General features: G+C 39.5%; 22 protein-coding genes. 3 read left to right on the top strand and 19 right to left on the bottom strand.

Annotated features, from left to right (window positions below; translation table 11 throughout):
- Position 1: 1 nt before the first annotated feature.
- Entirely contained in the window at positions 2-2,986 is a 2,985-nt protein-coding gene (locus tag ACIQCO_RS22845) for a DNA-directed RNA polymerase subunit alpha C-terminal domain-containing protein (RefSeq protein ID WP_400433148.1), read from the bottom strand.
- The gene (gene rlmD / locus ACIQCO_RS22840) at positions 2,959-4,329 is read right to left on the bottom strand and encodes a 23S rRNA (uracil(1939)-C(5))-methyltransferase RlmD (protein WP_400433145.1); all 1,371 of its coding nucleotides are present in this window, start codon (positions 4,327-4,329) and stop codon (positions 2,959-2,961) included. Before rlmD ends, ACIQCO_RS22845 begins: the two co-directional genes overlap by 28 nt.
- 168 nt (positions 4,330-4,497) lie before the next feature.
- Between rlmD and ACIQCO_RS22835 the strand changes: the two genes are divergently transcribed.
- A complete protein-coding gene (locus tag ACIQCO_RS22835; protein ID WP_400433142.1) occupies positions 4,498-4,773 on the top strand; it encodes a CC/Se motif family (seleno)protein in 276 nt (91 codons plus the stop codon).
- A gap of 49 nt (positions 4,774-4,822) precedes the next feature.
- On the opposite strand, the gene ACIQCO_RS22830 is transcribed toward ACIQCO_RS22835, so the two are convergent.
- The 7 genes from ACIQCO_RS22830 to ACIQCO_RS22800 form a co-directional block, all read right to left on the bottom strand.
- Positions 4,823-6,628, bottom strand: coding sequence for a carbon starvation CstA family protein (locus ACIQCO_RS22830; RefSeq protein ID WP_400433139.1), 1,806 nt, complete (start codon positions 6,626-6,628; stop codon positions 4,823-4,825).
- 135 nt (positions 6,629-6,763) lie between these two features.
- Complete coding sequence (locus tag ACIQCO_RS22825) at positions 6,764-7,501, bottom strand: LytR/AlgR family response regulator transcription factor (protein ID WP_400433136.1); 738 nt, start codon at positions 7,499-7,501, stop codon at positions 6,764-6,766.
- Positions 7,476-9,260, bottom strand: coding sequence for a LytS/YhcK type 5TM receptor domain-containing protein (locus ACIQCO_RS22820; protein WP_400433133.1), 1,785 nt, complete (start codon positions 9,258-9,260; stop codon positions 7,476-7,478). Before ACIQCO_RS22820 ends, ACIQCO_RS22825 begins: the two co-directional genes overlap by 26 nt.
- Positions 9,261-9,514: 254 nt before the next feature.
- The gene (locus tag ACIQCO_RS22815; RefSeq protein ID WP_400433130.1) at positions 9,515-10,342 is read right to left on the bottom strand and encodes a GNAT family N-acetyltransferase; all 828 of its coding nucleotides are present in this window, start codon (positions 10,340-10,342) and stop codon (positions 9,515-9,517) included.
- A gap of 101 nt (positions 10,343-10,443) precedes the next feature.
- A complete protein-coding gene (locus ACIQCO_RS22810; RefSeq protein ID WP_400433127.1) occupies positions 10,444-12,423 on the bottom strand; it encodes a DUF4910 domain-containing protein in 1,980 nt (659 codons plus the stop codon).
- 122 nt (positions 12,424-12,545) lie between these two features.
- Positions 12,546-13,709 carry a DUF2812 domain-containing protein gene (locus ACIQCO_RS22805; protein ID WP_400433124.1) on the bottom strand — a complete coding sequence of 388 codons (1,164 nt, stop codon included), beginning with the start codon at positions 13,707-13,709 and terminating at the stop codon, positions 12,546-12,548.
- Positions 13,699-14,028, bottom strand: a complete 330-nt coding sequence (locus ACIQCO_RS22800) for a PadR family transcriptional regulator (protein WP_400433121.1) — start codon at positions 14,026-14,028, stop codon at positions 13,699-13,701. Before ACIQCO_RS22800 ends, ACIQCO_RS22805 begins: the two co-directional genes overlap by 11 nt.
- A 236-nt stretch (positions 14,029-14,264) precedes the next feature.
- Here ACIQCO_RS22800 and ACIQCO_RS22795 point away from each other — a divergent pair, with 236 nt between their 5' ends.
- Positions 14,265-14,582, top strand: a complete 318-nt coding sequence (locus tag ACIQCO_RS22795; protein WP_400433118.1) for a hypothetical protein — start codon at positions 14,265-14,267, stop codon at positions 14,580-14,582.
- A gap of 196 nt (positions 14,583-14,778) precedes the next feature.
- Here the strand turns inward: ACIQCO_RS22795 and ACIQCO_RS22790 are convergent, their stop codons facing one another.
- The 9 genes from ACIQCO_RS22790 to ACIQCO_RS22750 form a co-directional block, all read right to left on the bottom strand.
- Positions 14,779-16,242 carry a nicotinate phosphoribosyltransferase gene (locus ACIQCO_RS22790; protein WP_400433115.1) on the bottom strand — a complete coding sequence of 488 codons (1,464 nt, stop codon included), beginning with the start codon at positions 16,240-16,242 and terminating at the stop codon, positions 14,779-14,781.
- Between the two features lie 63 nt (positions 16,243-16,305).
- Positions 16,306-16,857: a cysteine hydrolase family protein gene (locus ACIQCO_RS22785; RefSeq protein WP_400433112.1), complete on the bottom strand. Its 552-nt coding sequence runs from the start codon at positions 16,855-16,857 to the stop codon at positions 16,306-16,308.
- Between the two features lie 316 nt (positions 16,858-17,173).
- Positions 17,174-18,115: a diacylglycerol kinase gene (locus ACIQCO_RS22780; RefSeq protein WP_400433109.1), complete on the bottom strand. Its 942-nt coding sequence runs from the start codon at positions 18,113-18,115 to the stop codon at positions 17,174-17,176.
- Between the two features lie 376 nt (positions 18,116-18,491).
- A complete protein-coding gene (locus ACIQCO_RS22775) occupies positions 18,492-19,415 on the bottom strand; it encodes a hypothetical protein (protein WP_400433107.1) in 924 nt (307 codons plus the stop codon).
- A complete protein-coding gene (locus tag ACIQCO_RS22770) occupies positions 19,412-19,507 on the bottom strand; it encodes an LPXTG cell wall anchor domain-containing protein (RefSeq protein WP_387314448.1) in 96 nt (31 codons plus the stop codon). The genes ACIQCO_RS22775 and ACIQCO_RS22770 overlap by 4 nt, the downstream gene beginning before the upstream one ends.
- Positions 19,500-20,585, bottom strand: a complete 1,086-nt coding sequence (locus ACIQCO_RS22765; protein ID WP_400433103.1) for a hypothetical protein — start codon at positions 20,583-20,585, stop codon at positions 19,500-19,502. Before ACIQCO_RS22765 ends, ACIQCO_RS22770 begins: the two co-directional genes overlap by 8 nt.
- On the bottom strand, positions 20,582-21,067 hold the full coding sequence (locus tag ACIQCO_RS22760) for an anti-sigma factor (protein WP_400433101.1): 486 nt from the start codon (positions 21,065-21,067) through the stop codon (positions 20,582-20,584). The genes ACIQCO_RS22765 and ACIQCO_RS22760 overlap by 4 nt, the downstream gene beginning before the upstream one ends.
- Complete coding sequence (locus tag ACIQCO_RS22755; RefSeq protein WP_400433098.1) at positions 21,064-21,582, bottom strand: sigma-70 family RNA polymerase sigma factor; 519 nt, start codon at positions 21,580-21,582, stop codon at positions 21,064-21,066. The genes ACIQCO_RS22760 and ACIQCO_RS22755 overlap by 4 nt, the downstream gene beginning before the upstream one ends.
- Positions 21,583-22,102: 520 nt before the next feature.
- Entirely contained in the window at positions 22,103-22,885 is a 783-nt protein-coding gene (locus tag ACIQCO_RS22750) for a class I SAM-dependent methyltransferase (RefSeq protein ID WP_400433095.1), read from the bottom strand.
- Between the two features lie 110 nt (positions 22,886-22,995).
- Here ACIQCO_RS22750 and plsY point away from each other — a divergent pair, with 110 nt between their 5' ends.
- Positions 22,996-23,616 (top strand): glycerol-3-phosphate 1-O-acyltransferase PlsY, encoded by a 621-nt coding sequence (gene plsY / locus ACIQCO_RS22745; RefSeq protein ID WP_400433092.1) that lies wholly within the window; start codon positions 22,996-22,998, stop codon positions 23,614-23,616.
- 38 nt (positions 23,617-23,654) lie between these two features.
- On the opposite strand, the gene ACIQCO_RS22740 is transcribed toward plsY, so the two are convergent.
- Positions 23,655-24,209, bottom strand: a complete 555-nt coding sequence (locus ACIQCO_RS22740) for a thioredoxin family protein (protein WP_400433089.1) — start codon at positions 24,207-24,209, stop codon at positions 23,655-23,657.
- Positions 24,210-24,288 lie beyond the last annotated feature (79 nt).

Here is a 24,288-nt window from a genome sequence, read left to right as displayed (position 1 = left end):
TTTATACCTCCTCATAATAAATATCATAATCAGCATAAACCTTTTCAGATACAACATCATAAAACATAGTACTGTTTTTAATTATTTCAATTAATTTCCAAATACTAATTCTAATGTTGTAATATTCTTGTAACCGATATGATAACTCATAAATATCTATGAATAGTGAATCCTGGCTGTAAACTATAAATTCAAGAAAGTCCTCAAACATAACATCAAAATCGCCGCTTAACATCAATTTATTCCCACCGATTCTTTGATAGGACAAGTTGTTTTTATCTTCTACCAAAATTGATGTATAGAACCATTCATCAAATCCAAGTTCATCTAACTCATGCGAAAAGCCTTCTTTTCTTAAAGAACTTAATGTAAAATATTTACTTCCCCCTACAAAATTCAAGACAACATTACAATACATTTTTAACATTTTCTTTGTAATGCCAATTTGTTTCAGTTTTCTGAAATTTATATATTTATTAGGAGAAAATTCGGTTATTTCATATTCAGCCTTTAACCTATATAATTGAGATGTGAAGGAAATTGTCCCTTTTATTTCAGATGGGATGTTATCAAAGTAAGTAATATCATCTTTGGTCAACAAATAATTAAAATATTCTGTCGCTGTATTAAATTTATCTGTTACCGCATAATTTGAATATACTTTAAATCCTAAATTTTTTAAGGAAAACGGATTTAATAACTTTTCATCAGATTTTGGAAACTCTTTTTTATAAATTTCTCTAATAGTTGATAGCAAATAGAAATCATCAATAAGTATTTGCTTTAATTTTCGAGCTATAATATCAGGCAGAGCAGGAAAATCAATTTTATAAACACCGTTATAAAAATATTGGTCGAAATGGCTCATATAATTTGCTAAAACAGTGCTTGCTGCTACACCATATTCGCGTTCATACTCTTTTGCAAAATCATTATTATCGATAGGAGCTAATGATAACAACAAATCCATAACTTGATTATCTCTATCCGCTCTCCCAAATTCAATATGTGGCATTCTCTTAAAATTAATAGTAGGATACCTATCCTTATCACAAATTTTCTTCAAAAGGTTATGTAGTTCATATTCATCACGTATATCATAGGTTTTCATAAGTTCTGGATATAATCGGAAAAACTTTAGAGTAGAGTATTCAATGTTATCATACTGATTTAAATTTATAGTGGTTAGTAGTTCCGTAAAATCATATAATTCCATATTGTAATATCTGAGTTTTTTTCCATATTTCCACAATGTAGTCTTACTTGCCGCCATTTTGTTTTCATAGCCACGACTCATCAAAGATAACTTTGGGTCATTTTGTTTACCAATATCCTCTAAAATAGAGAAGTACAAAACACAGAACTCATCGAAAGTAACTTCATCTGTTGCAAAAGTCCTTAACACATAATTGCTTATATGGCCACGTGTGCAAGGTACATACTCTTTAGCAATTTGCACAAAATTTTTATAAATTGCTTTTTCACAAGCCCTTTTAAAAACAACTGGTATTTTTTTATCTTCAAGAATTTGTTGTAAAGGAAGTCTTGAATCATCAGCTTGTCCTTTGCCGGGGCTATATCTTAGTGCTAAGTAATTGTAAGTTTCAGTGTTTTTGAATGCAATCATAAACTCATCATGGCTTATTGAATATCTCTTAAAGATATCTGAATAGATATCTTCTTTAAATAGAGAATTATTATTGTTAAGTTTCCTAATGGCCTTAGCTTCTATTTGTCTAATTCTCTCCTTAGTTACCCCACCGACTTTACCCAGGTCTTCTAATGTTTTTCCTTTTGTTCGTTGAATAAGAATATCGTATTCTTTATCAGTTAATACTTTTTGGGCACCGATAATTAAAGAAGGGAAAACAGCAATAAATTTGTCATTATTAAATATCTCTATTTCATTTCTACTAAGTAAATTATTTAACTGCATATTAATAAATTCTACATTATTAAAGTAGAGAGGCATTTTTTCCAAAATATCATTTTCTTCGCATCCATAAATACTTTCTTTGATTATATTTAAAACATAATCATCGAAAATGAGTTGAATATAATTAACCTCATAAACGTTTTTTATAAAATTCTTATCTTTCAGACAAAGTGAAACATCCGTAATATTTTCTTTATCTTCCATATATCTAGAACATACTGGAATAAGCTTTTCAGATAACTGGGCTGGATTCACATTAATTTTTTCACTAATTACTGTAAAAACACTCCTACAAATAGTGTCAGGGGTAATATATTTATTATCTTTTATTTCACTAAATAAAGTAAGTGGTGTATTACTTTTTACATTTTCTAATTCTAAAAGACTTTTTTTACCCATGTTTGGAATAACTATTAGTTCATCGGCACTTTTTAAAAGTAACTCAGAATAGTAATTTATTTTTGCAATTCTTAAACAATTATATGCTCGAACACTTAAATTCAAGTCTTCTATGGAAATATCATTATACTTATGACCATCGGAGCCTATAAAAAACCTTATTTCCTTGGGCTCTTTTGGGCTTATCTCAGAAAAGATAATTGCTTTGTTTTTATTCAGTTCATCAATAATAGAAAAAATCTCATCAGAACTCTTTTTACCCAAGTTTTTAATTTTTAATATGTCTTCTTTAGGACAATTAAATAAATCATTAATTGTATCTATACCCTCTCTTTTAAGAGCATTATAACCCCTTGTTGATAAGCTTAGAGTGCTAATCGGATCGGTATAATGATAATAATGCATTCGTTCTTTTATCCTCCTTCCCTTGGAATAAAGTACCACTTTTATTTTACTACTAGAATTTCGAAACTTAAAGATTTTCTCACACATTCTTTTAGTAATAAGGTTAATATTCAAATGATTTGCGGTGCCTGTCACGACCCGAAGTTTGCTTGATTTTGTCGAAAGAAATACATTTGCAGAAAAAGAGCCTGTTTCAATTTTGAAATAGGCTCTTTGAATTATTTTAATACTATTTTTGCTACGCACTCCACATGCGTTGTCTGCGGAAACATATCCACCGGCTGCACTTCAACGGTCTTGTATCCCCCGTCTTCCAAAATCCTTAGATCCCGTGCTAAGGTTGCCGGGTTACACGAAACATATACAACCTTCTTAGGTTTCATCTCAATGATCGTTTGCAGCAATGCTTCATCACAGCCCTTTCGCGGTGGGTCAACGACCAGCACATCGGCAGCATTGCCTTCTTTGTACCATTTTGGAATCACAACCTCTGCTTCTCCGGCAGCAAATTCCGCATTCTCGATTCCGTTCAAGGCAGCATTTCGTTTCGCATCTTCAATGGCCTCTGGAACCACTTCAACGCCGAAAACCTTTTGTGCTTTTTGGGCTAAAAATAAAGAAATTGTCCCAATTCCACAATAGGCATCAATCACCTTTTCTTCGCCGCTAAGGTCGGCATATTCTAGCGCCTTCTCATATAGCACCTTGGTTTGGACAGGATTGACTTGATAAAAGGACAGAGCTGAAATGGCAAATTTCACATCTCCAATGTAATCGTAAATGACCTCATTTCCCCATAAGACCTTCGTTTTTTCACCAAGGATAACATTCGTACGCTTTGAATTCACGTTGTGAACAATCGATTTTACCTTAGGGAGGCGCGCCACTATTTCCTCCACTAACTTATCTTTTTGAGGAAGATCCGCTGTTCGCGTGATGATGACCACCATAAGCTCGCCCGTTTGCTGCCCATATCTGGCCATAATATGACGGAGCACCCCTTTATGGGACTCCTCATGATAGGCTGAAATGCCAAGCTCGCTGGCAATTTCTTTGACTATTTGGACGGCTTCATTTATTTCCGGCAGCTGAATCAAGCTCTCATTCGTATCAACAATTTCATGGCTTCTTGGTTTGAAAAAACCAGCAATCAGTTTGCCGTCCTTTTCCCCTACAGGCACCTGAGCCTTGTTCCGATAATGCCAGGGGTGTTCCATCCCTAAAATTGGATGAACCATTACATCTTCCAGTTTTCCAATGCGTGTCAGAACCTGGCGGACTTGATTTTCCTTATATTTTAGCTGGCCTTCATAACTAATATGCTCGAGCTGGGTGCCGCCATACTTGTGCCGCTCGCTGCTAGCAATATCCACCCGGTACGGGCTTTTTTCATAAAGCTCAATCAACCGACCGAAACCATAGCCTTTCCCTGTCTTAATTACTTTTATTTTTGCCTTTTCACCTGGGAGCCCGTTTGGGACAAATAAAGGATATCCCTCAACCTTCGCCACGCCGGCCCCGTCATGGGTTAAATCTTCAAAAACTACATCTATATAATCATTTTTAGTTACTCGTATTGGTCTATTCATCGATTTCTTCCTTTGCTCCGAATTAACTAGAAAAATTGTACCACATTCTAGTAGAGATTACGAAACATGCCCTTTTTTATGTTTTAAGCTTTTTGACCCCATTCAAATGAGAAGTATAGTAAAATCAAGATAAGTTGAAATGTTGGAAAATAAAGGAGTGGACGATGGTTGAATATCGAAATAGATGCTGGATCAATAGAGTGGATAGAATCTAAAGGAAATCAGTTAACAGTAAAAACGTTGGAAGTAAAAGCCTGTTGTGCTCCTGGGGTGCAAGGACTGGTGGCTGTGCCTGGAAAACCAAAGACTTTGAACAATTATCATGAGATTTTAATCGATAATCTCTCCATCTATGTACAAAAAAATATTAGAAGTAAGGAAAAAATCCAATTAAAATTATCCGGGTTTAGCTTTTTAAAATCCATTTCCGCAAAACTTCATTAAAATCGAAAAACAGCACCCATTCATTCTTACATGAATGGGTGCTGTCATGTTATGCGACTTCCTGTTCAGAATTCTTTACTAAGACATCTTGTGGTATTTTCCATAGCTTAATCCATTTAGCAATAGAAGTAACCATGATGACGATGCCTAGGATCAGCATGATAATCGAAAGGATACCATTTAATACATTATAGCCAGGGTTTGCTACATTCAAGTAGACATTTTTCACCATCCAATATCCAGCTACCATGACTGTAACAAACAGGTAAGCAAGCGGGATTAGACAGGTCAGCATGTACCAGCGTTTTTCTGCAATCTTGAGTACAACTGTTGCTCCAACAATGAGGCCGATTGATGCCATCAATTGATTGGATACACCGAACAGTGCCCAAACGGAACTAATGTCACCTGAGAAAAGAAGATAGCCCCAGACGAAACAGGCTAATGCACTGGCAAAGATATTTGCGCCGATTGAATCTGTCCGTTTTAACGGTTTAATGTAGTCTCCTAAGAAATCTTGAATAAGGTAACGAGCAACCCGTGTTCCTGAGTCAATCGCAGTTAAGATAAAGACTGCTTCAAATAGAATAACAAATTGATAGAAATAGGAAGCTAATTTTTCAAAAATCGGAACAGCAGCGAAGATGTATGTCATCCCGACCGCAAGTGTAACGGCACCACCTGTTCTTCCTTCAAGGTCCATGCCAACTTCTTTACCAAGTTCATCTAAGTGAACCGTTTCCATTCCTAGTGTGGCAAATTTCTCTGGTGATGAGTTAATCGCAAAGTAATCGCCGGGTTGCAGTGATACAGCGGCAATTAATGCCATAATCGCTACTAAACATTCGACAAGCATCGCACCAAAAGCAACACCTTTTATATCGCTCCATCGATTAACCATTTTCGGTGTTGTACCAGAGCCAACGAATGCGTGGAAACCTGAAATCGCTCCACATGCAATAGTGATGGAGATAAATGGCCAAACCGGACCCGCGATAACAGGACCGCCGCCATTCAGAAATTCTGTAAATGCTGGGAATTGTACATCTGGATTGACAATGAATACCCCAATTATTAAGGCAGCAAATACGCCAATTTTCATAAAGGTACTTAAAAAATCGCGTGGTGCCAGCAATAACCAAACCGGTAATGCTGCTGCAAAAAAAGCATAGATTGGAAGAATAAGTGCTAATGTACTTTTCTCAAGGGTTAATAGATCGCCCAACCATGTTCCTTGAATGTTTGGTCCTAAAATAATCGCGATCATGATTAATGCAAAGCCAACAATCGTAGCAAGTTTTAAGTTTCCGGTCTTTTTATGATATAAACCAACCCCCATTGCAATTGGAATCGTGATTCCTACCGCAAATGTTCCCCATGGGTTTCTTTCAAGCGCACCAAGAACAACCATTGATAATCCAGCCATCGTAATCGTGATAATAAATAGCATGGCTAGTCCTGTACAGAACCCTGCGACAGGTCCAAGTTCTTCTTTCGCTACTTCTGATAAAGATTTTCCATCTCTACGCATAGAGGCAAACAGAACGACCATATCGTGAACCGCGCCGCCAATAACAGCACCGACTAGGAGCCAAATCAAGCCTGGCAAATATCCAAATTGTGCTGCTAAAATCGGACCAACTAACGGACCTGCTGCTGCAATCGCCGCAAAATGATGGCCAAAAACGACCCATTTGTTTGTTGGAACATAGTCTCGTCCATCTTCCAACTTCTGAGCAGGTGTCGGTTTTGAATCATTAAGCCTTAAAACCTTTGCTGCCATGAAAGTACCATATAAACGGTACACAATTAAAAGGATACATATTGAAGCAATAACAATTGTAATCGCATTCATTTTTCTCCAATCCCCCTTACTATTGTTTCTACATTATCCATTTTACAAAATGAAAGCGCATTTACTTTGTTTTCAAGATAAAATGCAGAAATAGAAGGGTGAGTTGCAAAAATCAATCAATGAAATGCAAATTTTCTAAAAACCTAGTTGCCGCTTTAATAACTTTACATAGGTTCGACTTACGGGAACCTGCGAGCCATCCCTCATATGTAAATTATAAGTAGAATTAAACCATGGTTCGATTTCGACAATATGATCCACGTTCACGATAAAACTTCGATGAACACGTAAAAATTTAGCGTTATTCACCTTTTTTTCCAACACAACGAGAGCTTCAGCCACTTTGTAGGCTTGTTCGATTGTGACAATGTTACACTTACCTTCACTAGATTCTAAATAAACAATATCTGCTACGGTTAGTAATACAATCCGTTCATCAACAAGGACCGCTATTTTTCCATTATTGTTCTGCTTCACGGACGATTGAATCAGGTTATTCTTTTTCCCGAGATTTTGCATCTTCTTAATTTTTTCCAAGGTTTTGTGAATCCGTTCTTCGTCAAATGGCTTTAAAATATAATCAACTGCATCTAAATCAAATGCCTCTAAAGCGTACTCATCATAAGCTGTTGCAAAAACAATCGCTGGAGTTTGCTCAAGTGGTTCTAATTGCCTCGCTAAACTCAAACCATTCTCTTCAGCTAGTTCAATATCCAAGAAAACAAGATCTGGTTTTAGCTCTATGATGGCAGCCACTGCATCCTCGACACAATCAGCTTCTCCTAAAATATCCACTTGTTCACTTCGAATCAGCAGGTATTTTAATTCATCTCTCGCTAATGGTTCATCATCCAATATATAAGCCTTCAACATCTTGATCAAACACTCCTTTACTGTCGAGCGGAATGGAAATGGTAATGGTAGCTCCACGATTGACTTTGCTTTTTAACGTTAAACTGGCCTGACCATTGTAGATTCCTTTTAGCCGTTCACTTATATTAAAAATTGCTGTGCCATTTCCTTTTTTAGAATCGACAACCTGGTGACCGAGGACTTCTATTTGACCTTCAGGTATTCCCTTTCCATTATCAGCTACAATAATTTGTAACAGATTCTTTTTTGAAAAAATCGTTACGATAATTTGCCCTTGCGATTTACTGCGTGGAAAACCATAATGGATGGCATTTTCAACTAAAGGCTGCAAGATAAACGGAGGAATCAGCACCTTTTTGAGTTCCGGTTCTATTTGAAAATCAATGGTATATTTGTCAGGGAAACGCGTTTGTTCTAATGATAAATAGGCCTTAACATTTGCTAATTCTTTTTCCAAAGGGATCAGCATCTGCCTGGCACCTTGAAGGTTTCCACGAAAAAAAGAGCTTAATTCCAAAAGTAGTTTACGTGCTTTATCTGCATCTGTCCGGCAGAGTGCTGAAATGGTATTAAGACTATTAAATAAAAAGTGAGGATGAATCTGTGCCTGTAAGGCTTTAATCTCTGCATCCTTTAATAGCTTTGTCTGTCTTTCCGCCTCCGCAAGCTCAAGCTGCGTCGAAAAAAGATTGGCCAGACCTTCTGCCAATTCCTGCTGCACCTTGTCCAGTTTTTCAGGCTCTGTATAGTACATTTTGAATGTACCAACAATTTTCTTTTTAACCTTTAATGGCAGGACAATCGCAGCTTCTAACGGGCATTGACTATGAATACAGGAGATTTCCTGCTTCGTTCTTGCAATTGAAATTTTCCCGCTATCGAGTACCCTTTTCGTCAAGCCCGTCTCAGGCTTAGTATTAGGGACATGGTGATCAGAGGCAGCGCCAACATGTGCTAAAACTTGTTGATCATCGGTTATCGATACTGCGTCGGCATTCGTAAGTTCTAGCATAATCTCGGAGATTTCCTTACATGAGTGAATGGTTAGACCTTGACGGAAGTATGGCAAGGTTTGATCCGCAATCAGAAAGGCTTGGTTTGTTTGATTTGCGCGAGCACGTTCTTCGTCCCGTTTCATGATTTGAATAATAAGCATAAACAGCAATGTCCCTAAACCATTGCCGAAAATCATTGGAAAACCAATGAGCTGAACGAGTTCCCAGGCATGGCTAAAGGGTTTTGCGGTAACTAGAATAATTAACATTTGAACCGCTTCCAAGACCATTCCCATTATGACTGTAAACGCTGGGGTAATTTGTTTTCCCTTTTGTTTTCGCTTTTTTCCAAAGTATCCAGCCACAATACCAGCTAGAATGGTAGAAAGGGCACAAGAAAGAGCAGTGAAGCCGCCAAGTGTGTAACGATGGATGCCGGCAATGAGCCCAGCACCAATGCCAACGGCAGGTCCCCCTAGCAGACCGCCAATCACAATCCCCATTACTCTAGTATTGGCAAGTGCACTCTCCTGGTCCATTTCAGAAAGCCACTCAGCCCTGCCGATAGTATGATGATGGACTTCAATTCCCGTATAATTACTAATGATTCCAAAGGTACCAAAAAGTAAAATAAGCATAACTTTTTCATTTGTGCTGTGCTTATTTTGAATAACTTGACGAAACGAGCGCATCTGCGCTAGCAAAAAAGCAACAATGACAATAATTCCAACCTTCTCGAGCATTAATGGAGCTAAATTGAGCATTTTTCCCCTCCTTTACTGACCATACTCAAACGTTTTCATTAGAATCTAGTCAAAACACTCATGCCCTTTACTCATTATAAGAAATGACAGGATTTTGCGAAAGAGGATTATCGAGTTAAAGAATTCCAATTCTACTATATTGATCAAAAAGAAGGTGAAAGGAAACCCCTTAAGTTTGTAGGAATTTGTCGAGGTAATAAAGAGGCAAAAAGGAACCGTTCATACCATAATACATGAACGGTTCCTCACTTGGTCTATTTAAGATATTCGTAATAATCTTGGGAATGATAGCTTCTAAATCCGCATGATTCGTAGAGTCCCAGTGCATGGGCATTTTTGGCCTCTACCTCGAGAAAAATAGGCAATCCCTTTTGATCCGCCATTTTTACCACTTTTGATAAAGCCTTTCTCCCGATCCCTTTCCCGCGGAGTTCGGGGAAAATAGCAAAACCATAAATCCATGCTTCGCCATTCGTTTCGGAAACGCGCATTTTCCCGGCCGTTTTTCTATTTGCTTCAATAATGAATCGTTGATCACCACTGTTGTCTCTGATCGTCTGATGATACTCACGCGCTTCTTCCTCACTAAAACCAAAGCCTGAGACTTCCAGTTGAATTTCCGCTTCCCGATCATCAGTTGATATAGATGGTCTAAGCGTAATTGCAGGATCCTCAGTCAATTCTGTTTTCTGCCATTTCATTTGATATTCTGCAACAGAAAAGGTACACGGAATCGTTTTTAAAAATTCCTTTGCCGTCTTTGAGTCTGTTGGCGCGTTTAACAAAATCGTCTCGATATTTTGATTCTTCGCCTCCTCGAGTCCCATTTCCAGCAGTCTAGAAAATATTCCTCTTCTTCGGTATTCCGGGTGGACCATTCCACAAAGCTCGACCTTATTGCCAAAGCCATAGCTTCCGAGAAAACCCACAAGCCGCCCATCTTCATAATGGAAGAAGTCTTCTGTTTTATTTTCCTCCCGGTTTTCAAGCATCTCAAAATTCAGCTTCAGCTCAAATCCGCCCTCGTTCTCACAGACCTGCTGAAGAGCCTTTATTTCATTTAATTCTACCTTTGTTAACATACTTATCACTCCAATCAAATCCACCTATTCTTATTCTAGACACGGCCCTGTTATTCCTTCTTTTTCGGACAGGGGGATAGGCACGGTGTCCCAGTTACATCTTAAGAATGATATTGCGACACGGAGCCTGTCTCTATCTCCCCGCTTATTATATTTAAAGTTAAACAAAGTTGCAGCAGTTCTTTTGCATACTCTGGAAAAAAATATCCTGTTTCATATTTCGTCAGGTAAAGTAGTTCTTTCACCGTTCGCTGACCATCCATCCAATAAAAAAGGAAGTCAGCATATCCAAGTGGTACGTTCTGCTCCATTTCTTTTAACCAATGATACCTCTCTTGCAATGATAACTGTTTAATTTCATCCGCCAAACGAATCGGGGCTTTATAATTTCTCCGGTAAATGGCATTCATCCAATCTTGTGACACATCCTGATTTGCCAGTATTGGCTGAAACTCATTATTGGCAATTTTCGAAACAATCTCAGCCTGCTTAAGAATCAGCCCCTTCATTTGTCCGATAGCCTCTTGTAAACTCTTAAAATTTCGAAGGTTAGCGTATGAATCTAATTGTGATAAGGATCCCTCTTCATATTTTATATAGAGGGAAAAGGCATTTCTAAATTGCTCCTCAGGTAGATTTCTTTTTAATAGCCATTCTTTTGCATGACTAAGATGAGTACCGACTGTTCCCAAATGGTGCATTGTATAGGAAAGCCAATCCGACTCTTCTCCATTTGCCAAACCGTAACCATATAAAGCAGTTACTGTTCCCACAAGCTTCATCATGTTCTCATCGAGATTTTTAGTAGAGTCATCTGTTGTATGGTAATGTTTATCAGGCCATTGAATGACCATTGGGCATGGAATCCCAATCGCAGGATCCGAAATAATATAATGATCGCTTCCCCCCGAAAAACGCGTCTTCACATAGTGCACCGTGCTATATTCAGTTGTGCCTGTAAAATTCGATGTATTGTTAGCAATCTCTTCAACTAATTTATAAGCAAAGCTATCAACAAATGTCGGCAGGGCCATAGGTGGTTGTTCAATACATAAAGGACCGCCGCCTTTCGTTTGGTCAGCCCCTACCATATCTAAATTCAAAGCTGCTACTGTAAGAGGAATTCGCTCAGGATGCTGGTGAAAATAAGCACACGTTCCCGTCATTTCAGGCATCATTAAAAATCTGATTCCAAGCTCTGGTTTAGGTAATTTCCCTACCTTTATTAATCGGGTTAACGTTCGCATCACTTCCATTAATGTACCTGGTCCGGAAGCATTGTCTTGCCCTCCGGGATAGGGGTGACATAGATGACTGACAAGTAAGATTTCCTTCTCATTTTTACCAGGAATAAGATATTCTATATTTTCAAATTGCCCATCTTCCAAATCAGCTTTCACAAAGGCTTTTAATTGGACAGGTTGTTTTTTCGCAAGACTTCTAAGCTCTTCCCCGATCCTTGGCGAAACTACAAAACCAAAGGATTTCACTTCCTCTTCATCGTTCCACCAAAATGATGTATATTGTCTTGTATCCGGTAAATCCATCCGGGTGCGGATTGGTTTGTATTCTGTAAGATTATCAAAAATAAGACCTGCACATTTATATTTCTCGACTGCTAACGCATGAATGATAGAAACATTTCCTCTTACTAGTGCCATTTTCCCCTTAAGATTAAGCCCCTCATAACTGCTTTCTTCTTCCGCATTTTCGATGACAACCAATTCAGCCTCAATTCCGTCTTCCGGTGTTGAAATACTCCTTTGAATGACGGAGATTTCTTCCTCATTAAATCGGGCAATTCGTTTTCGAAACGGGGCTTCAATCCAAAGTTCCGCTCCTTCACATTTCCATTCCTGAAAAGAGAAATGTGATAAGAATCGCTCTCCGAATCGCGCTGGATAAGATACAAGTTCCGCATTCACGCCATCTCTTTTCAATAGCTGAATGACCTCATAGGCAGCTTGTCGATATCCCGGTGATGCTTGAATTCGATGGTATTGAGCTATTCGATCTGCATATCGAAAGGCTTGCCTGCCTGATAGTTCTTCCTCAATCACTTTTTTCCAATTGTTAAACATGTGATCCCCTCCATCCCCTATCCTTCTTTAATTCTATTTTTCCAAGTGAAAACCTTTATTATTGAAAAATTAACGCACCTTAACGATTTGTTAACATGAAAAAATAATCCTTTCGTGTTGTTTTATCGTTCTGCCTTAGCTAATGTCCGTTCGATTATTTCATCAATTGAGCCCTTCCCATAATATAAAACACGATAAACTTTGTTATGTTTTCTTGCAATAAAAGCTGCATTAAAATTCCCTTGGCTAAGCCACAATTCATCAAATTTACTTTCTGGTACCTTCACATAATTCTCTGAATAATAGGTGTATTTTTCTTTTAAATCTTGTACAAACCGTCTAGCTAACCATTCACTTCTTACTTCATATCCAAAAGACGAAATCGATGGGCTATATGTACCACTGTTGTCTTCCCAAGTTTCGCCCGGAACTTCCACATTTTGCTCCAATTCGTATTGCTTAGGGACTAGGATACTTGAATTCTCTTTAAAATAGTTTAACCTTTTCTCATCGATATAGGTAAACTCATCGATAAGATCGGACATTTGCACAATAGGTAGTTCCTTCTTTGGGATTGCCGGAAACCTATCTTCCTGCAATGAATTCATCAAATTTAAAAAAACGGTTAGCACCCAAAGGGAAAGAATGAAAATAACAGTTATTCCAACTACTTTATTGCGTTTGATTTTTCTATGATAGTTCTTTTCATGTTCAAGCAGGCTGCCCGACTTTAACTCTTTCATCAATTTAGACATATGAATCATCCCATTGACCATCGTGATACTAATGGACATATATGCGATTATCAACACGATTGTCTCTATGAACTTATCATTTAGATAATTGCCTTCAGGGTCAATCTGATTTGTTCCAATAATTAACATCAGGGTAATAACAAATAACAGGAGAGTAAGTATCCCTCTTTTCGTTATGTCTTTTTTTAGAATCGATAATGTTGCAGCTTGTTCGATGGGATCCGTATGAATCTCCAGCGAATTGTCCCCTTTCATGTCTCTGAATACTTGGATGAATCCACGTGTGGCTACATGCTCCCAGCCTGATTGTTTGTAAAATTCAATCCTATTATTCTCGGGCTTGTCATTTAATTTGAATACATCACAACGATAGTTCACTTTTTGAGGTTCGCATTTTTCAAATTCCGCCATCCATTTGCTAATTCCAATAAGTTTCCACCCTTGTAAAGACATATGAGAAAACCATGCCTCTTGTTCCTCAATATCCCAGGCATCTAGCCACAGCATTTTCCTTTTCACCTTATTTTTCATTAGAATCTCCGTTTCCAAGTAAGGATTTTCCATCGTCTACCATACAAGTAAGTCTTTGATGCTCATGCTTTAAAGCTTCCCTGCCATTTTCGGTAATGTGATAGATTTTTCTTCTTCCATCTAATTCATCTAAAACAATAAAGTTTTCCTGCTGCATTCGTTTCAAAATACCATAGAGAGTTCCTGGGCCCATGATAATTCGTCCGTTAGAAACTTTTTTAACCTCATCCATAACTGCATATCCATGCAGTGGATTATATAAAGCAAGCAGCACATAATACATTGCCTCAGTCATTGGAGCCCTTTGGTTATTTGCCACTTTTTATCACCTTCTATTTTCAACCAATATTATGCCTTACGATATATCGCATAACATAATAATACCGTTATTTCCATATGTTGTAAATACCAATAACGCTGCCCTCTGTGTCCCACCAGCCCTTTTTTCAGCAAAAGGCAAGAAAATTGTCAGATTATTTATGTTTTCAAATATAATAAAAGTGTATATCATTAAAACTATCTCATTGGAAGGAGTGGATACCTATAAAGAAGTTAATGTCCCTTTCCATTCCATTACTCCTTGCCTTCCTAGCTTTTAACTTTTTACACTTTTCAAACACGATTCCGCGCTCACATCCTGAAATTAAAGCAATCATCAACCTTGATGATTCGGTAGCGAAGTCGCAATCGGACGATGAGAAAAAACAGCTAATCGACCTGCAGATCCTCTTCGGACTTACATTGGTCCTACTAACAACAGTGATTCCACTCATAAATTTATCTTCAAAGTTTGACAGAAAACATATTTTTCTTATCCCCATTTTTCATCAATCGAATTACGTGATCCTCCCTCTCGAATATTTAGAAAACTAAATATAAGGGAGGAAGTTAATATGTGGGTCCGCTTTGTGATCATTGGTTTCTTTTCGTTATCAGCAGCAGGCATGCTAACGTACCAAGGCATCGAAATATTCCATGCCTTTATGGATTTCTTTAAGCAAAAATAATAGAAAAAAGCAGACGCCAAAAGGTTGTTAAACAACCTTTTGACATCTGCTTCTTTTTTGACTTATTCCTTCATTGCCGCAACTTTCTCTTTCACTTCTTGAATGTTTTTCATCTTGTTATCCCAGCATTTTTGGCTCAGGTCAAGAGGGTAATCTTCAGGATTCATGAGCCGCTTGTACTCGTCCCATAATGCATCGAGATTTTGCTTTAGATACTCGCGGGACTCTTCTAAGCAAGGAATTTCATAAACGAGCTCTCCGCCAGTAAAAATATCCTCATGAAGCTCTTTTGCCGTAAAGTTTGTAACCACCTTGTTAATGTAGGTATGGGTTGGGTGGAACATTCTTAACCGCTTTTCCGGGAGTTTTTCATCCTCAAGCGCAATGTAATCACCTTCCGCATGGTGGTTAGTATTATTGATAATCCGGTACACCTTTTTCATCCCCGGAGTCGTCACTTTATCCGGATTAGAGGAAATTTTAATCGTATCCTCCATATGGCCGTCCTTTTCTTCAATCGTGACAATTTTATAAACAGCACCAAGGGCAGCTTGGTCAAAAGCAGTAATCAGCTTCGTGCCGATACCCCAGCTATCGATTTTGGCTCCCTGTGCTTTTAAGTTGATAATCGTGTGCTCATCCAAATCGCTTGAGGCATAAATTTTTGCCTCTGTAAAACCGGCTTCATCCAGCAATTTTCGCGCTTCCTTCGAAAGATAAGCAAGGTCGCCGCTGTCAAGACGAATTCCGATAAAATTAATCTTATCTCCCAGTTCCTTCGCCACTTTAATGGCATTTGGCACGCCGAGGCGGAGAGTATCATACGTATCAACTAAAAAGACGCAGTCTTTATGTGATTCCGCATATTTATGAAAAGCAGTGTATTCATCTTTATAGGCTTGGACCATCGAATGCGCATGGGTTCCCGCAACAGGAATGCCAAACATTTTACCTGCCCTTACATTGCTTGTTGCTTCAAAGCCAGCAAGATATGCAGCTCTCGTACCCCAAATAGCAGCGTCCATTTCTTGAGCCCGTCTTGTCCCAAACTCCATCGCCACTTCATTGCCAACTACTTGCTTGATGCGTGACGCCTTTGTCGCAATTAATGTTTGATAATTCACAATGTTGAGCAAAGCTGTTTCAATTAACTGCGCCTCTGCCAAGGGTGCATCAACCCGTATAATCGGCTCATTGCCAAAAACGAGCTCGCCCTCTTTCATCGAACGAATCGATCCAGTGAACCGTAATTCTTTAAGGTAGGCTAAAAAATCTTCCTTATAGCCTACTTCATTTTTCAAATACTCAAGGTCTTCTTCACTAAAACGGAAGCCTTGAATAAACTGAATGACCTTTTCTAGGCCAGCAAAAACAGCATAGCCATTGCCAAAAGGAAGCTTGCGGAAAAATAATTCGAAGACCGCGCGTTTATTATGTATTCCATCTCTCCAATATGTCTCTGCCATATTGATCTGATATAGATCCGTATGCAAAGTTAAACTATCATCATGATAAATGTGTTTCATAATCGCCCTCCGGAGTACTATTACAGCTTTTCACCATTACAAATAATAATACCATTAAAAAAACTATATAACCATAGCCCCGAGCGATTGTTCAAAATGTCCGAGGGCCCATTCATGACCTGCCGAATTAAATGATGCAACAGCATCCTTATAGACAACAATTTTAAAGCCTTTATTATACGCATCAACTGCTGTATGCAGAACACAAATATCGGTGCAGACACCAACAAGGTGAACCTCGGTAATGCCCCGCTCACGTAATTTGATTTCAAGGTCTGTTCCGGCAAATGCGGAGTATCTTGTTTTATCAAGATAAGCCACATTTTCACGGTGCTTATTTTCAGCATAAACCTGTTGTAATATGCCAAACAGGTCTCTTCCAGCGGTGTTGCGAAGATTATGCGGCGGGAACAGCTTCGTTTCTGGATGATATTCATCGCCTTTGTCATGAACATCGATGGCAAAAACAACATAATCGCCATTCTCAATAAATCCTTTTGTCAGTTTGGCGATTTCCCCTTCAATCGCCTGCCCCGGCTTACCACATGTTAACGCCCCGGCATCCGCCACAAAGTCATACGTATAATCGATATTGATTAATGCCTTGTTTACCATTACCCCTTCACTCCTTTACTGTCTTGACTGATGTCTTTAATTCATTATATATATTATTCGTTAACTCTTAAAGCAAAACCTCTTTTTAAAAAAGGCTGTGTTAAAAGTGAATGTTGATTTCCGTTCCAGGCGCTTCGCTTTCCGCGGGGCGGGCGGTGAGCCTCCTCGGCGCTAAAGCGCCTGCGGGGTCTCACCTGTCCCGCTGCTCCCGCAGGAGTCTCGCGCCTTCCACTCCAATCAACATTGTGATCAAAATCAACAATATTCTTTAACACAGCCTTAAAAAAAAGCCCGCTCCATAGGAACGAACTTCTTCTTAACTATATTTTTTTCCTGATTGCCAATTTGTTGGCCGGTCATTTGGACGTATGTCAGCAAGCGGGACAAATACCTCTAAATGACGGTATAGATTTTCAAACTCTGCTGGCAATAAGCCGCCGAATTCACCATCTAGATTCAACTGCACCTTTTCACTGGAATAAACTTTAATGCGGTTCGCCTGCGTGTAAACCACATTCTGATCATTCACGTGTTCACCGCGGACTGCTAACGTCGCAATTCGGACAAATTCAGCAAGATTTACCTTTTTCAAGATTAACAGCGAAAATAAGCCATCATTTATCGAGGCATCAGGCGCCAGCCTTTCAAACCCGCCAATTGAATTGGTCAGGCCGACAAGAAACATCATCGCTTCGCCTTCAAATAGCTTGCCATCATACTCGATTCTTAGGTGTGATGCCTTTATGGATGGCAGCATTTCCATGCCTTTTAGATAGTAGGCAAGCTGGCCGAGCATCGTTTTTAATTTGCTAGGCACCTCGTAGGTAAGTTCGGTGATTCTGCCGCCGCCCGCAATATTAATAAAATATTTATCATTGATGCGTCCAATATCGACGGGGATCATTTCCCCTTTAGTGATAATATCCACTGCAGTATTGACGTCCCTAGGAATGTGCAAGGCACGGGCAAAGTCATTGGTTGTACCAGTCGGAATAATACCTAGTTTCGGGCGATAATCCTGATCCGCGAGGCCATTCACCACTTCGTGAATCGTTCCATCTCCGCCTGCTGCAATGACGATATCATATTTACGTTTGACAGCAATCCGTGCTGCCTTCGTTGCATCTCCTGCACCAATCGTAGCGTGAGTAGATGCTTCATATCCGGCTGCTTCTAGTTTTTGAAGAATTTCCGGAAGATGGCGCTTAATCAGTTCACGCCCTGAGGTAGGGTTGTAAATCAGTCTTGCTCTTTTCATCATTTCATCATCCTATTTTTTGAAATAACAATTGGCTCCGTCAGTTCTATATTCTACCAATTATCATCCTTGCTTACAAATCTTAGATAGCGGTTCCACTCCACCATTTACCATTGGAAATTATTCAAGAGTCATTCCTGCCAATAAAGGCGGTGTGAGCAGAGCAAGGTTTCACTTCATTCGTTTCCTAAAAATGTATATTAATAACTAAACTAAGATAAAGAATTTCGCTTTTGCGGCCCTCCGCCACTTTTCCAAACTTCTTGCAAGTAAAAAGTCCATTACCTATAATAACTCTTTTTATTATTTTTGCAAAAAATAAAAAGCGGAAGCGCGCGTTCCGCCTCCGAAGCTTACTCTTATGTGCTAGGTGTGATTATTCGATCGTATTCAGGCTCACTGAATAAGCATCGGCAATATTAATCCGATATTTACCTTCACCGGATTGATACACCGCATTTTTTGCCCTCGATTGATCATCACCCTCGGAACTTACTTTCTCCGTTACCTTCCAGTCGCCATCCTTCCCTCTTACATCTTGGACATCAACCGCAGCCACCTTTAAATTACTACCCGATGCGACATCTACGGCAATCGAGGAGGTACTTTCGATACTCCAATCATTTGCCAGCATCCGTGGTTTCAAGGTTAGTGAGTTATCATTGCCAATGACTTCAAGCTTGACATCTTTTGGAATGAGGATAGTTGCCGCCACTTCACCATGCGAATAAAACGGCCCAATCTCATTCGGCAGCGTCTTTACATTCAGATAAAGCGTATCACCCTTTTGTTGGGCAGCAATAATATCATCTGCGCTTTTAAGCAGCCCCGCTTTTTTCGCCGTCTGCATCCGGTACGTTCCGAACATCGAAACCTCTTTTTCCTCCGTCGCTTCAATCGTCATATCATAGCCAACCGTTCTTACTACGACCCGTGTGATGCTATCATTGGTTTTATAAGCGAAAGCAGGCAGTTCGAACGAGCGCTCTTCTCTGGCCATGACATCTTCCACTTTGCCCATAATTCCTGTGGTACTAAATATCGCAAACAAAATTCCTGCAGTCCCAAGCACCGCGACAAAAAAGATGCTGAGAAAGTCATATTTTAACACCGGCTTTTCCTGTCTGGATAAAAATATATAGAGCAAAATCTCAATCCCAAGGACTACCAATAAAAGCGGCCACCATGCCGTCATTACCTGAACAAGATCTAATCCGAGAAACTTTGAGAAAAAAAGGAAGAGGCCAAGGAATAAGAGCGAGGCTCCCATCGAAAACGTACCCACTCGCCATGTTCTCATATTTTTTCAGCCCCCTTTCTTTTTCGGAGCATAAACCCAATTCCGGCTCCGATTAAGGCCAGTCCTGCTATTGCTTTTCCCCACTTATTCATGATTCCCAGCCTCCTTCTTTTGTTTGCTTCCGGATAAAAGCTTGATCCCCCCGCCAATCAACAGGAGACAGACAAGTCCAGTTTGGAAGTACCCTTGAACCCAATACATAACGTCGATATTAATTAATCTTCTTAATATCGGCGAAAATGCCGGGAGCAGTACGTTCATTACTAAATAGTAGGCACCCAGTAGGATTAGCCCAATGCCGACCCATTTTTGATGATTAAGGAAATAAGCAATGATTGGGATATCTTCCACTTTTTCTTCCCCATACCTTGACACCTTTTGCATCGCGTCAAAAAAGCTGTAAAACCAGATAATCGGGATAAGAAACAAGAAGATCCCAAGTCGTAATACATCTAAGATATAAACCGAAAACAAGAATGCTGCCATTAACTGAATGCCGCGTCGCTGTAAGCCAAGGTACAGATGTCCCGCTCCTGGAAAAATCGAAAGGAACGTCGCAATGGCCTTACTTTTTTTGCCGTCTTCCCTGCGTAATTCAAAATCCTCATAAATGGTTCGGTCAACCAGCTCCTCACCGCGCTGCTTTTTATTTACCTGCTGCACAGCATCAAAGAATCCGTACACCCAGATAATCGGGAGCGCTGCTAAAAAGACGAGAAATTCTCCGCGGCTTGATAGTGCCGTAATAAAGATGACCATAACACCTAGCCCTAAAAATGTGGCCAGTAACGTTAAGCCCCGATTCATTAATCCAAGTTGAAAATGACCAAGTCCCGGAATGAAGGATAGGACAATCGTATAAAAACGTTCTGAATCTTGTCCTGCCTTTGAAGTCAGGTAGTCGGGATTTGCTGCCGTCAGTGCCTTCTTTTGTTTTGAAATCTGCACGCCCATATCAATGAAACTAATCAAATAGATGAGGATACCGGCCATGAAGGTTAGGACCGCGAATTCCCCATTATGATTACCCGCGAATAAGGAAATCACAGTTACAAACGCCAAACCTATTACCGATAGTAAATACATCACCCCGCGAAACATATTGCCGAAGTATATATGACCGAGGCCGGGAAACAGGGATAATGTTAGTGCCTTCGTTGAACTTTTCATTTCTTATTTGCCTCCTTTTTTTCTAGTGAGTCCATCCATGCAAATGTTTTATTAATAACGCCTTCCGTCACTGAAGGCTTTTTTTCCTGAACTTGCGTCGGACTTTCGATTGATTTCGCATATGATGCAAGCGATTGAAAAGCACCTGAGAATGTCAATAACAGCGTTGCAGCCGCCGCCAGCAAATAGTGAAACGCCGCCTGCTGATAAAAAGGTTTCTTCCTATTTGTAGGTTTTCGTACCCCAGGAATGGTGTCAGGCACCGCCTCTTTTTGTTTCGAGACCTCAGACATCACCATATCTGTAAAGCTGCTCTCATTTGATAGAATCGGAAGTGATGTTTCATTTGCCGCCATTGCTTGTATATATTGCTCAAGGCATTGGTCGCATGTATACAAGTGATTTTCAAGCTGCTCACGTTTTTGGTCATTCATTTCGTTTTTTACGTATTGCACCCATTCCTCATAACAGTAATGCTTCATGAAAAATCGTCCTCCTTCCAATTCTTTTTCATCCAATGACGAGCCCGGTACAGCTTCGTTTCAATCGTCTTCACCTGGACATTTTGTTCCTCGGCCATTTGCTGATAGCTTTTCTCTGCTATGTAAAAGCCGTAGATCACTTCGCGGTAATTCTCAGGGACTTCATTCAGTTTTTGCCTAACCAGCCTGCGCCGATCCAGCTCGATAATCTCTTTCTCAACACTATCCTTCGGTGTTCCCAATGCTTGCTGCTCGAGGCCATCGACAACTTCCTCTCTTCTTCTCGCCTGTTTCCTCTTCATATCAATCGCATGATTCACGGCAATGCGCGTCATCCACGTTTTAAAGCCTTGATTCTCATATTGGGGGAGAGCCGTATATATTTTCATAAACACTTCTTGGGCAGCATCTTCCGCTTCCTTCTGATCACGAAGAACAGCAAAGACGGTCCGGAACACATCATTGCGGTACTTCTCAACCAAAAGGCGAAAGGCATAGTCATTGCCGCCAAGCACTTTTTCGATTAAAGCTGTGTCACTAATCGTTCTCTCCCCCTTTCTTTTTTGTCTATCACATGAATAGACGAAAAGTTTTTTATAAACCCCTACACTTTTTTAAAAATTTATTTTTATCATACCATGCTTCCTTGAAAAAAATAGGACACGGATTAGCCGGTTCTTTGATGAATCCACCTTTTTGAGATTCGCTGATAAAAGATGAAAATTTGCTGATAAAGTGCGTGAATTCGCCGATAGAATTGTTTATTCGCTGATATATATGGTAGGGTTCAATATAAAGAGTAATTTTACACCTTATTTTGAACTTTTATGAGTTTAAACAATGCTAAAAACAGGAAATAACCTTATTTAAAAGAGTTTTGTCTATTTTCAAAAGAGTTTTGTCCATTTTTGATGGAGTTTTGTCTATTTTTTATATGGTTTTGTCTATTTTCCGAAGCCTTATGTTTAATTAGATATTTAATGGAAATAAAATGAATAAAAAAACGTGCAAGAACCTGCCTCGCACGAAAAAATGTTATTCAACCAATCGCAAAATACAAACATTGCACTCATGCGGAATGGCAAATGGCTCTTGGTCTGGTAATAATTCAACTAATTTCTGAAGCGCTTGTTTCCTGACCGGCTCACTTAGTCCTGCCAGCCACGAGATCGATTCTACTCGTTCAACCCATTCCATTTTTGCAAAACTTACCGAGTAATTTAACTTATAAAAGTCTCTCAGCTCAAAGCCGCCATATTGCCATTCTCCGAACCATTCAACGGGAAAGCCATTAATACGCTGCTTGGACGTTGCCTTCGAACCAGCTGGCTTTAATCCCCCATCTACATATTCTGTCAATATCTCTAAGGTTTTTTCTACAATAGCCGAATCTGCTAGAAAACCAGAATCAATAACAATTAACGTCCCTTTTGCTTTTAAAATCCGTTTCATTTCTTGAATGGCCTTAGAACGGTCGAACCAATGCCAGGCCCGCATAACAGTGACAATATCATACTTGGAATCTTCTAAATCGGTAGCCTCTGCCGTTCCTTGCCAATACGGAATCGTAAAATTTTTTATCTGATTCAATGTTTTCGCCTGATTCAGTAATTCTACTGATGGCTCAATGCCAACAATTTCCGCTTTCCTCATCGCAATTTTCCGTGTTAACGCACCGGTTCCTGAGCCGATATCAGCAACCTTTTTTCCATCAAAAAAAATATTGCGCAGCTGCAAGCTGTCCATTAACGTGACCGGAATATCTTCTCTTGAACGGGCATAGCTATTAGCAACCTGGCCAAAATCAATCTGTTTCATGTTGGGCGCTCCCTTTATTTCCGAATGGTGATAATTTAACAAAATAATACCATTTAATTGTGATAGAATGCTATTAGAATAGGAAATTTATTTAATGAGGGATGGTACTTATGTTGTGGTTGTTACTTCTTTCTTCTTACTTAATAGGAAGTATTCCTACTGCCTTGATTGTGGGCAAGCTGATCTTTGGTGTGGATATCCGCGAGCATGGCAGCAAAAATCCCGGTGCAACCAACACCTTGAGGGTGCTTGGGAAAAAATCCGCCGTGTTTGTGCTCCTCATTGATCTTGCAAAAGGCGCCTCTGCTGCATACCTGCCAATTTATTTTAACATTGATGTGGAACCGCTCTACTTCGGACTAATCGCAGTTGTCGGTCATTGCTTTCCAATTTTTGCAGGCTTTCGAGGTGGAAAAGCGATTGCGACAACAGCAGGGGCACTGTTGGTTGCTAACCTTCCGTTATTCATAGTTTCATATCTCACCTTCTTTTTGGTCATTTTTTTAACAAAGTATGTATTTTGGGGTTCCATCTCAGTTGGCCTGAGCATGCTCGTCTTTGCTTTTATCTCCCCAAAACTAGAATTAGAACTTATCCTTTTACTTTTCTCGTTATTATTAATTTATCTGCACCGCTCCAACATCCGAAATTTCATCCTTGGTATTGAACCGAAAATCAATGATAAAAATTTAATTAACGATAGAATTCCTCCGAAAAACAGCGGATTCTAACCGAAAATCCCCGGTGAATACTCATCCGGGGATTTTTCTTATTTTATTAAAGTGGTCATAATACTATTGGCAACCATTCGCCAAATAGCCGTATCCTTCTGGTAAGAAGCCGCCAGCCCTTTATAGAGCGCCATTTGCTTCTCCTGAAAATCCTCCGCTTCTTTAGCCGGCAATGCTGCCCGCCGCTCCATCACAAGTGCTTGCACTTCAGGCGCTCTTGGCCCCCAAACTCCCACTTCACGACCTTCTTCATTTAGAAAAATATATATAGGAATCGCTCGTGACGTGCCATTCGTTAAATATTGATCCATCAACTCGAGATTTTGATCACGGAGGACAAAACGCAGTTCCATACCCGCTGCTTCGGCAATCCGCATCAAAATTGGGTTGTTCAGCAGCGCATCCCCACACCAATCCTCTGTTAGCACAATAGCACGGAGATTTTGTGTTCTTAACGTTTCCAGTTGATCCTTATCCTCTGACGTTAAGGAAAAATGCTCATAAATCGTGTGCATTTCCTCTTTATTTTGCTTCATCGACTTTATGTACTCATCCGCCGTCAATCCTTTTTGAAACCATGCATTTAAATCCATCTTACCATCCACTCCTTTCATTTTCTTTTATGATAAGCGTTTTAACCAAATGTTACAAAAGAACCGCTTTTAGTTATTT

The sequence above is a fragment of the Neobacillus sp. NPDC093127 genome (assembly GCF_044754175.1).
GTDB lineage: Bacteria > Bacillota > Bacilli > Bacillales > Cytobacillaceae > Neobacillus.
This window is presented reverse-complemented; position numbering and strand designations above follow the sequence as displayed.

Bases quoted from the DNA above. Each gene is read 5' to 3' on its own strand.
- rlmD (WP_400433145.1), bottom strand. From the start codon at position 4,329: ATGAATAGACCAATACGAGTAACTAAAAATGATTATATAGATGTAGTT.
- ACIQCO_RS22830 (WP_400433139.1), bottom strand. From the start codon at position 6,628: ATGAATGCGATTACAATTGTTATTGCTTCAATATGTATCCTTTTAATT.
- ACIQCO_RS22825 (WP_400433136.1), bottom strand. From the start codon at position 7,501: ATGTTGAAGGCTTATATATTGGATGATGAACCATTAGCGAGAGATGAA.
- ACIQCO_RS22820 (WP_400433133.1), bottom strand. From the start codon at position 9,260: ATGCTCAATTTAGCTCCATTAATGCTCGAGAAGGTTGGAATTATTGTC.
- ACIQCO_RS22815 (WP_400433130.1), bottom strand. From the start codon at position 10,342: ATGTTAACAAAGGTAGAATTAAATGAAATAAAGGCTCTTCAGCAGGTC.
- ACIQCO_RS22810 (WP_400433127.1), bottom strand. From the start codon at position 12,423: ATGTTTAACAATTGGAAAAAAGTGATTGAGGAAGAACTATCAGGCAGG.
- ACIQCO_RS22805 (WP_400433124.1), bottom strand. From the start codon at position 13,709: ATGAAAAATAAGGTGAAAAGGAAAATGCTGTGGCTAGATGCCTGGGAT.
- ACIQCO_RS22795 (WP_400433118.1), top strand. From the start codon at position 14,265: ATGTCCCTTTCCATTCCATTACTCCTTGCCTTCCTAGCTTTTAACTTT.
- ACIQCO_RS22790 (WP_400433115.1), bottom strand. From the start codon at position 16,242: ATGAAACACATTTATCATGATGATAGTTTAACTTTGCATACGGATCTA.
- ACIQCO_RS22785 (WP_400433112.1), bottom strand. From the start codon at position 16,857: ATGGTAAACAAGGCATTAATCAATATCGATTATACGTATGACTTTGTG.
- ACIQCO_RS22780 (WP_400433109.1), bottom strand. From the start codon at position 18,115: ATGAAAAGAGCAAGACTGATTTACAACCCTACCTCAGGGCGTGAACTG.
- ACIQCO_RS22775 (WP_400433107.1), bottom strand. From the start codon at position 19,415: ATGAGAACATGGCGAGTGGGTACGTTTTCGATGGGAGCCTCGCTCTTA.
- ACIQCO_RS22770 (WP_387314448.1), bottom strand. From the start codon at position 19,507: ATGAATAAGTGGGGAAAAGCAATAGCAGGACTGGCCTTAATCGGAGCC.
- ACIQCO_RS22765 (WP_400433103.1), bottom strand. From the start codon at position 20,585: ATGAAAAGTTCAACGAAGGCACTAACATTATCCCTGTTTCCCGGCCTC.
- ACIQCO_RS22760 (WP_400433101.1), bottom strand. From the start codon at position 21,067: ATGAAGCATTACTGTTATGAGGAATGGGTGCAATACGTAAAAAACGAA.
- ACIQCO_RS22750 (WP_400433095.1), bottom strand. From the start codon at position 22,885: ATGAAACAGATTGATTTTGGCCAGGTTGCTAATAGCTATGCCCGTTCA.
- plsY (WP_400433092.1), top strand. From the start codon at position 22,996: ATGTTGTGGTTGTTACTTCTTTCTTCTTACTTAATAGGAAGTATTCCT.
- ACIQCO_RS22740 (WP_400433089.1), bottom strand. From the start codon at position 24,209: ATGGATTTAAATGCATGGTTTCAAAAAGGATTGACGGCGGATGAGTAC.